This is a genomic window from Anaerolineae bacterium, from assembly GCA_025062375.1.
GTDB lineage: Bacteria > Chloroflexota > Anaerolineae > SpSt-600 > SpSt-600 > SpSt-600.
This window is the reverse complement of record JANXAG010000060.1, coordinates 1-5,996: the sequence shown is the minus strand read 5'-3', so window position 1 is coordinate 5,996 and position 5,996 is coordinate 1. Positions and strand designations below refer to the sequence as shown.

General features: G+C 50.3%; 12 protein-coding genes, 1 tRNA gene and 1 other annotated feature. Of the genes, 2 read left to right on the top strand and 11 right to left on the bottom strand.

Annotated features, from left to right (window positions below):
* A partial coding sequence (locus tag NZ653_09895) for a hypothetical protein (protein MCS7287431.1) occupies positions 1-238 on the top strand: 238 nt, incomplete at its 5' end.
* Positions 239-294: 56 nt separating this feature from the next.
* Positions 295-1,602 carry a 30S ribosomal protein S12 methylthiotransferase RimO gene (rimO, locus tag NZ653_09890; protein MCS7287430.1) on the top strand — a complete coding sequence of 436 codons (1,308 nt, stop codon included), beginning with the start codon at positions 295-297 and terminating at the stop codon, positions 1,600-1,602.
* On the opposite strand, the gene NZ653_09885 is transcribed toward rimO, so the two are convergent.
* The 11 genes from NZ653_09885 to NZ653_09835 form a co-directional block, all read right to left on the bottom strand.
* The gene (locus NZ653_09885; protein ID MCS7287429.1) at positions 1,599-1,892 is read right to left on the bottom strand and encodes a DUF1232 domain-containing protein; all 294 of its coding nucleotides are present in this window, start codon (positions 1,890-1,892) and stop codon (positions 1,599-1,601) included. The genes rimO and NZ653_09885 overlap by 4 nt on opposite strands.
* A 59-nt stretch (positions 1,893-1,951) precedes the next feature.
* A complete protein-coding gene (locus NZ653_09880; protein MCS7287428.1) occupies positions 1,952-2,404 on the bottom strand; it encodes a zinc ribbon domain-containing protein in 453 nt (150 codons plus the stop codon).
* Between the two features lie 88 nt (positions 2,405-2,492).
* Entirely contained in the window at positions 2,493-2,876 is a 384-nt protein-coding gene (gene rplL / locus NZ653_09875; GenBank protein MCS7287427.1) for a 50S ribosomal protein L7/L12, read from the bottom strand.
* A gap of 15 nt (positions 2,877-2,891) precedes the next feature.
* On the bottom strand, positions 2,892-3,419 hold the full coding sequence (gene rplJ, locus NZ653_09870) for a 50S ribosomal protein L10 (protein ID MCS7287426.1): 528 nt from the start codon (positions 3,417-3,419) through the stop codon (positions 2,892-2,894).
* A gap of 16 nt (positions 3,420-3,435) precedes the next feature.
* Positions 3,436-3,562 (bottom strand) — a sequence feature (ribosomal protein L10 leader region).
* Positions 3,554-4,270, bottom strand: coding sequence for a 50S ribosomal protein L1 (rplA, locus tag NZ653_09865; protein MCS7287425.1), 717 nt, complete (start codon positions 4,268-4,270; stop codon positions 3,554-3,556). (Overlaps the previous feature by 9 nt.)
* Positions 4,271-4,286: 16 nt before the next feature.
* Entirely contained in the window at positions 4,287-4,712 is a 426-nt protein-coding gene (rplK, locus tag NZ653_09860; protein ID MCS7287424.1) for a 50S ribosomal protein L11, read from the bottom strand.
* 14 nt (positions 4,713-4,726) lie between these two features.
* On the bottom strand, positions 4,727-5,278 hold the full coding sequence (gene nusG, locus NZ653_09855; GenBank protein ID MCS7287423.1) for a transcription termination/antitermination protein NusG: 552 nt from the start codon (positions 5,276-5,278) through the stop codon (positions 4,727-4,729).
* A 110-nt stretch (positions 5,279-5,388) separates the two neighbouring features.
* Positions 5,389-5,595, bottom strand: coding sequence for a preprotein translocase subunit SecE (gene secE, locus NZ653_09850; protein MCS7287422.1), 207 nt, complete (start codon positions 5,593-5,595; stop codon positions 5,389-5,391).
* A gap of 71 nt (positions 5,596-5,666) precedes the next feature.
* Positions 5,667-5,739, bottom strand: a tRNA-Trp gene (locus NZ653_09845).
* Positions 5,738-5,902: a 50S ribosomal protein L33 gene (gene rpmG / locus NZ653_09840; protein ID MCS7287421.1), complete on the bottom strand. Its 165-nt coding sequence runs from the start codon at positions 5,900-5,902 to the stop codon at positions 5,738-5,740. The genes NZ653_09845 and rpmG overlap by 2 nt, the downstream gene beginning before the upstream one ends.
* Positions 5,903-5,919: 17 nt before the next feature.
* A partial coding sequence (locus NZ653_09835; GenBank protein ID MCS7287420.1) for a hypothetical protein occupies positions 5,920-5,996 on the bottom strand: 77 nt, incomplete at its 5' end.

The following is a 5,996-nucleotide window of genomic DNA, read 5'->3' as shown; positions in this document are numbered from 1 at the left end:
CGACTTTAACTCCAACTCCCACCCCAACTCTCACCGCAACTCCAACCATTACTCCCACAGAAACCATAACCCCTACTCTTACGCCGACTCCAACTCCTACCCCTTCGCCAACCCCAACTCAAACCCCCACTTTTACGCCGACTCCAACTCTTACCCCTTCGCCAACTCCAACCTCAACCCCCACTTTTACACCAACTCCGTCCCCTACACCCGAAGAAACTCCTACACCCACACCTAACAACACACCGGCAGCAACTGAACCTTCATTTCAAGCTCAACCGCCAAGAGGTAAGTATGCGTTTTCACATAATAACCCTTGGCTGTCCCAAAAACGAGGTAGATAGCCGCGGAATGGAGAGAAAGCTCCTCCAGCAAGGTTACCGACTTGCCCTTTCCCCCCGGCAGGCGGATGTGCTCATAATAAACACCTGCGGTTTCATAGAACGGGCCCGGGAAGAATCCCTGAAAGTGGCGAAGGAATACACCAGAAAGAAAAAGAAAGGCCAGCGTCTAATTATAGCTGGGTGTCTGCCTCAGCTCTGGGGTAAAAGACTGCTGGAGGAGATTCCCGAAGCCGATGCTTTCTTGGGCACGAGAAGGTGGATGGAGATAGGACAGGTGGTGGAGAAACTGAAGGAAGCCTGGGGAGAGAAAATTATCCTGCTGGGAGATCCTGAGAAAACCCCATTTGATTCCGCCGGTCTTTCGGCTTCGTGGGGAAGCTCAGCTTACCTTAAAATCTCCGAAGGATGCAGCTCAAAGTGCGCCTTCTGCACTATACCAGAAATAAAGGGGCCAGCTCGGAGTTTCCCTCGCCAGGCCCTCGTGGAAGAGGCGCGCCGGCTCACTAAAGCAGGAGTCAAAGAGCTTATACTGGTGGCCCAGGACACAACTGCCTACGGTCTGGACCGGGGTGAAAGGGACGGGCTTATAACCCTTATAGAAGAAATCCTGGAAGCAGCCCCTGAGCTTAAATGGCTCAGGATAATGTACACCTCCCCCGTACACATAACCGAAAAGTTTATCCGAGCCATGAGTTCGATCCCTCAAATCTGCCATTACCTTGATATGCCTCTCCAGCATGCTCATCCAGACATCCTCCGGAAAATGCGTCGCCCCTATACTCCGGAAAGGGTGAGAAAGCTCATAGGAGAAATCCGCCAGGCCATTCCCGACATCGCCATAAGGACAACTTTCATCGTGGGATATCCGGGGGAGACGGAGGAAGCCTTTCAATACCTGGTGGACTTTGTAGAAGAAATGGCCTTTGACCGGGTAGGAATTTTCATTTACTCCCGAGAAGAGGGGACGCCTGCTGCTTCCCTTCCGGACCAGGTTCCAGAGGAAGTAAAGGAAGAAAGGTACCGCAGACTTATGGCAGTTCAGCAGCATATCTCTTACAGGAAAAACCAGGAATTCGTGGGCAAAAGGTTGGAAATACTGGTGGAAGGCTATGGAGAAGGCCTCAGCGTAGGGCGCAGCTACAGGGATGCCCCTGAAATAGATGGGTTGGTTCTGGTGGAAGGGAAATTGAACCCCGGGGAGATAGTTCAGGTGCGCATTGTTAAAGCTTTGGAATACGACCTGGTAGCTGAGCTTTAATTTTTTCCTTCTTTCTTATCCAGCACCCTGTAAGGCGCTGAGATTGATTCCATCCGGCGTTCCTGTTCCTCCCGTACCCGGCGTGGGGTCAGTTCCAGAAAAGCCTTTAAGACCAGAAGCACCAGAATAATGTCATCAAGTGGGCCCAGAATCGGTGCGGTATCGAGGAATAAATCGGTGGGAAGAAGGATGTAAACCAGAGGGATAAGCACCACCAGGACCTTAAACCACAGGGGGACCCTGGGGTCCCAAAAAAGGTTCCACAGAAGCCTTATTTGCTTAAACCTCACTCGCCTCAAGTCTACCTCCTGTTCTCTGTTCTAAGGCCGGCGCACATAAACTGGAGGCCTTATCCCTGCTCTGCCCCACAGTAAGGACATAGATCCCAGCTCAGATGTAACAATCGTCCGCAAGCTTTGCAGGCTTTCTTCAAACGCGTGTGACAATAGGGGCAGAGGATAAAATTGTTGTGCACTCTGCGTCCGCAGCCCGGGCAGGCTTCTCGCTCTTCTATACCCTGGAGCAAAGCCTCTTCTTCCAAAGCTCTCTCATAAGCTTCCGCTAAGGTTTCTCGAGGGCGAAGCAAAAAGTAAAGCAGTAGCCCGGGTAGATTAAAGAGAAAGACCATAGCTACGGCTAAAAGTTGAAGCAGTGTGTCCCTTGTCCTGGATTTTATGTCCCTGTAGGTCCATATTAAAATGCTGACCCAAAGAGCCAGCCAAAAAGCTCCAGCAAGCCCCAAAAAAATTTGAAAAGCCAAAACCACCCGCTCTATGAGGTCAGAGGGGATTTCTATCGGCATTTTGTTTTGCTCCTGAAGCGGGAGTAATTCCTCGCTGGAGAACTACTACTTTCAAGTAGCCTCCAGCGAGGAACGCTTATTTTTTATTTTATTTAATTTCAACCACAGCGCCTGCTTCTTCCAGTTTGGCCTTAGCAGCTTCAGCCTGCTCTTTGGAGACCCCCTCTAAAAGTTTAGCGGGGGCACTTTCAACCAGATCTTTTGCCTCCTTGAGGCCCAGGTTGGTAAGCTCCCGTACCACTTTAATTACCTGGATCTTCTTGGGGCCAGAGTCCTTTATATAGACATCAAACTGAGTTTTCTCCTCAACAGCTGGAGCTGCTGGCGCTGCTGCAGCAGCGGCCACGGGCGCAGCGGCCACCACAGGCGCCGCTGCCGATACGCCAAACCTTTCCTCCAGAGCCTTGACCAGTTCAGCCAGCTCAAGGACTGTCATCTTTTCTATAGCCGCAATAATCTCTTCCTTCGTCATTTATCCTCCCTCCTTTCAAGATTGGGTTTCCAATTGCTTAGCCCGAGCCTGAAGGACGTAAATCAAGCTCCGGATAATTCCACCAAGAACATACACCAGACCATAAACGGGGGACTGCAAGGCCCCCACAAGCTGCCCCAATAATTCTTCTCTGGAAGGCAACTTGGCCAGAGTCTCCACTTCCTCCGGCTTCAGAATTCTATTCCCCAGGATGGCACCCTTTAACCCGGGAAGCCCCACGTTTTTGGAGTAATCAATAAGCTTCTTGGCTACTTTAGTTAAATCTTTCCCGAAGCTTATAGCTGTGGGCCCTTCGGTGAAATTTTCCGACACCGGAAGGCCAAGGTCTTTCAAGGCAATCCTTAGAAGAGTGTTTTTTACTATCATGAAATTCCCGCCGACTTCTCGAAGCTGTCCCTTGAGCTCGTTTATCTGAGTTGTATCCATCCCGATATAGTTGGTCAGGATTATCCCCTCGCTTTGAGCGATGCTTTCCTTGTAGAGAGCAACTCTTCTGACCTTTTCCTCTTTTGTTATCGGCAATTTTACCACCTCCTTTTCATAAACTTAAAAAGGGCCTTCGCCTGCAAAAGGCAAAGACCCTTAAAGTGCCAGGCCTTCGCCTCGGCAGGCTTGTTTAAGCGCTTGTGCGCACCTGCTTTCTACGGCGAACTACCCTACTCGGCCGGCTTAAGAGAAGTGGCCAGCGCTGTATTAACTTTTATACTCGGCCCCATCGTTGTCGTCAGGTAAACCTTCTTTATGTATTGACCTTTTAGGCCCGAAGGCCTTATTTTCATAATTGTATCCATTACTGCTGCCATGTTCTCAAGGAGTTGCTGGGTGGTGAAACTGGCTTTGCCGATAGGAATGTGAAGGTTTCCAGTTTTATCTACTCTGAATTCAACCCTGCCTTTGCGAGCTTCCTCAATAACTCTGGGAAGGTCATCGGGTGGCACCACAGTGCCTGATTTCGGGCTTGGCATAAGCTTGCGGGGACCCAAAATTTTGCCCAGCTTTGCCACTTTACCCATTATTTGAGGCACTGCTATAGCCAGATCAAAGTCAAGCCATCCACCCATAATTTTCTCTATAAGCTCATCTCCTCCTACGTAATCGGCTCCTGCCTCTTGAGCTATCTTGGCTGCTTCCCCTTCTGCAAAAACCAGAATTTTCACCCTTTTACCGGTACCATGGGGGAGAAGGGCCACCCCCCTTATCTGCTGATCCGCGTGGCGCGGGTCAACTCCCGTGCGAATGTGAAGTTCCACCGTGGGGTCAAATCGGGTGTAAATGGTCTTTTTGGCAAGCTCTATCGCCTCTTCCGGAGTATATTCTTTGTTTTTGTCCACCAATTTGGCTACTTCCTGATACTTTTTCCCCCTTTTGCCCATTGAAAACCTCCTGTCTTTAATCCACGATTTCAATCCCCATGCTGCGGGCTGTGCCCTCCACAATCCTCATAGCTGCTTCAATATCATTGGTATTTAAATCCCGGAGTTTGAGCTGAGCAATTTCCCTCACTTGCTGACGCGTTACTTTGCCCACTTTCCGCCGATTGGGCTCACTGGACCCCTTTTCTATACCCGCAGCTTTTTTCAACAGGGTTGAAACCGGCGGAGTTTTAAGGACAAAAGTGAAAGAACGATCGCTGTAAATGGTAACTTCCACCGGCACAATATCCCCAACCATGTGGGCCGTTTGGGCATTGTATTCTTTGCAGAAAGCCATTATGTTAACCCCATGCTGGCCCAGCGCGGGACCCACCGGTGGAGCAGGCGTTGCTTTTCCCGCTGGCAGTTGCAGTTTTACTACAGCTACGACTTTTTTGGCCAATTCTAACCTCCTTGCTATGCTTTCTCTACCTGGAGGACGTCTAATTCTACCGGTGTTTCCCGACCGAAGAAGGAAAGCAGAATCCGAACTTTACCCTTGTCGGGGAAAATTTCATCCACAATGCCAATAAATTCGGCAAAAGGCCCTTCTATAATCCTGACCCTCTCTCCAGGCCTGAACCCTACCTCAACCTGAGGTGCCGGGGCGTAAACTCGCTGCATTATTTTTTCCACCTCCTCTTCGGTCAGAGGGGTGGGTTTGCTGCCTATTCCTACGAATCCAGTAACGCCTGGGGTGTTGCGCACCACATACCAGGAGCGCTCATTCATGATCATTTTGACCAAAACATACCCCGGGAATATGCGTCTTTTAACCGTTTGGCGCTGCCCCTCCCTGATCTCTATAACCTCTTCGGTGGGGACCAAAACGTCAAAGATGTAGTCCTTCATCCCCATGGATTCAATGCGCTGTTCAAGGTTTTTCTTCACTTTCTCTTCATAGCCCGAATAGCAGTGAACCACGTACCAGGCTGCCTGGCTTTCCGCCTGTTCCTGAGCGGGAGCAATTGCCTCATGCTCTGGAGTCAGAGAGGCCTCTTCCGCTTCTGCCAGGTCAGCCTCTCTCACCAGTTTGGTTATCGTTTCAAGGACGGATTTTTTCTTTCCCTTCGGCATGTTTAGATTATAAGGTCCATTAGTTTAGCGTAAATGTAATCCAGTAACCCCAAAAGGATAGCCATCACCAAAATGGTCACTATCACCAACACCGTCAGCCTGAGGGCTTCTTCCCGGGTTGGCCACGTGACTTTCCTAAGCTCTGCCCTTGTTTCTTTCAGGTAACGTATGAGCGAAAACTTTCGGCTGGATTCTGACCCCTTCGGCACTTATACCCCCCTTTACATTTTTAAGACACCGTTCCACTTCATGTGGACGGTGTCTTAACCGGTCTTCCAGGCAGGCCCGGCAGGACTCGAACCTGCAGCCTGCGGTTTTGGAGACCGCTGCTCTGCCAGTTGAGCTACGGGCCTACCTTACCTCTCGGTGAAGGGTGTGTTTACGGCACCGGGGGCAATATTTCTTCAACTCAAGACGCCCCGGGTCATTCACCTTGTTCTTTTCTGTGGTGTAGTTGCGCTCTTTGCACTCAGTACACGCCATGGTAATTATAATCCTTGCTGCCTTCTTGGCCATATTACGCCCCCTGGTGCCTACTCAATTATCTTGGTGATTACGCCTGCTCCTACGGTTTTACCTCCCTCACGGATGGCGAACCTTGAACCAGGCT

Bases quoted from the DNA above. Each gene is read 5' to 3' on its own strand.
- NZ653_09880 (MCS7287428.1), bottom strand. From the start codon at position 2,404: ATGCCGATAGAAATCCCCTCTGACCTCATAGAGCGGGTGGTTTTGGCT.
- rplA (MCS7287425.1), bottom strand. From the start codon at position 4,270: ATGGGCAAAAGGGGGAAAAAGTATCAGGAAGTAGCCAAATTGGTGGAC.
- rpmG (MCS7287421.1), bottom strand. From the start codon at position 5,902: ATGGCCAAGAAGGCAGCAAGGATTATAATTACCATGGCGTGTACTGAG.
- rplL (MCS7287427.1), bottom strand. From the start codon at position 2,876: ATGACGAAGGAAGAGATTATTGCGGCTATAGAAAAGATGACAGTCCTT.
- rimO (MCS7287430.1), top strand. From the start codon at position 295: ATGCGTTTTCACATAATAACCCTTGGCTGTCCCAAAAACGAGGTAGAT.